1 protein-coding gene is annotated in these 1,461 nt (G+C 64.3%); it reads right to left on the reverse strand.

Annotation, left to right across the window (positions count from 1 at the left end; translation table 11 throughout):
• Positions 1-7 precede the first annotated feature (7 nt).
• The gene (locus OC446_RS30345) at positions 8-1,414 is read right to left on the reverse strand and encodes an IS30 family transposase (protein ID WP_262032584.1); all 1,407 of its coding nucleotides are present in this window, start codon (positions 1,412-1,414) and stop codon (positions 8-10) included.
• Positions 1,415-1,461 lie beyond the last annotated feature (47 nt).

The raw sequence follows: 1,461 nt of genomic DNA on the forward strand, positions 1-1,461 counted from the left end.
GACGGATTCAAGCAGTCGTCGCAACACGTATTCTGTTGCCCTCCCGCAGCCACTCGTCAAGCACCTCGGCAGGGGTTCTCCAGCTCAGCGTCTTTCTTGGTCTTGAGTTGAGGGAGGCTGCCACGGCAGCGATCTCCTCGGGGCTGTGCACACTCAGATCGGTGCCTTTCGGGAAGTACTGACGCAGCAGTCCGTTGGTGTTCTCGTTGGTGCCCCGTTGCCAAGGACTGTGTGGATCACAGAAGTAGACTTGGATGCCCGCATCGATCTTGAGACGAGCATGCTGGGCCATTTCGGCTCCCTGATCCCAGGTCAGCGATCGGCGCAGCTCTTCAGGTAAGGTGATGATGGTGCGCGTGATCGCGTCGCGCACAGCCTCGGCCCCATGCCCAGCCAGCGCCGGCCCGTTCTTGAGGCGCGGCGCGTCACCATAGCCCGCGAGGCGAGGAAGATGCAGCAGCATCGTGAACCGGCTTGTGCGCTCGACGAGGGTGCCAATCGCCGAGCTGCCAAGACCCAGGATGAGGTCTCCTTCCCAGTGGCCTGGCACCGCCCGATCGGCCGCCTCAGCAGGCCGCTGGCTGATCATGATCTCGGGCGAGACAAAACTCTTACCGCGCCGGCGGACGCGTGCCCGCGGCACCCGCAACACCCGTCCGGTTCGCAAGCAGGCCGTGAGTTCGCGACGCAGCGCTCCTTTGCCTTGGATGAAGAGAGCCTGATAGATGGCTTCGTGGCTGATGCGCATGGTTTTATCGTCCGGAAAGTCGATCGGCAGGCGTCGGGCAATCTGCTCCGGGCTCCAGGCTCTGGCCCACCGCCGATCCTGTCGCTTGCCATGCCGGCGGCTCCTCCAAGCGACGGTAGGGCCGGAAATGGCAACGCCGTTCGGAGCAACGACGACGCCAGCCAATCTCTCCTCCACATAAGTGCGCAAGGTCGCGTTGAGGGCAAGCTTCGTCGGCTTCGGGCGACGGGCCGATCGCTCGGCATGCCACTGGGCAGTCGTCGCGCGATACTCCAGCCCACCGCTGCGGGTGGCTGCGTTGCGCCGCAGCTCCCGGGAGATCGTCGAGGCGGATCGACCGAGCCGGCGCCCGATCTCCTGCATGGAATGGCCCTGGACCCGCAGCAGCGCAATCTCCTCGCGCTCCACCAACGACAGGTACCGCCCGGAGAGCGGCTTGGCTGAAGATCTGAACATCGCTGGGGGCATGCCACCTGCCTTTCGGAACCATCTGTATCCGACAGGTTGTGACACACCGGCCTCGACCGCAGCATCCTCGCTGCTCATACCCGTTGCGATCGCCAGCCAGAACCGACGCCCTTCATCGCGTCCCGCCACAGGTGGCCGACCCGGCGACGGTAGCGGCGCTCGTCCAGATCGATCCGAACGACGCTTTCGAATGCTCATCGCAACCTCCTCCTTCAGGGTGTTGCGACGACTGTTTGAATCCGTCC

Source organism: Microvirga sp. Mcv34, from assembly GCF_024519725.1.
Taxonomy (GTDB): Bacteria; Pseudomonadota; Alphaproteobacteria; order Rhizobiales; family Beijerinckiaceae; genus Microvirga.

What these genes read in the sequence shown, in the direction of transcription:
- OC446_RS30345 (WP_262032584.1), bottom strand. Translation starts at nt 1,414, where the DNA reads ATGAGCATTCGAAAGCGTCGTTCGGATCGATCTGGACGAGCGCCGCTA.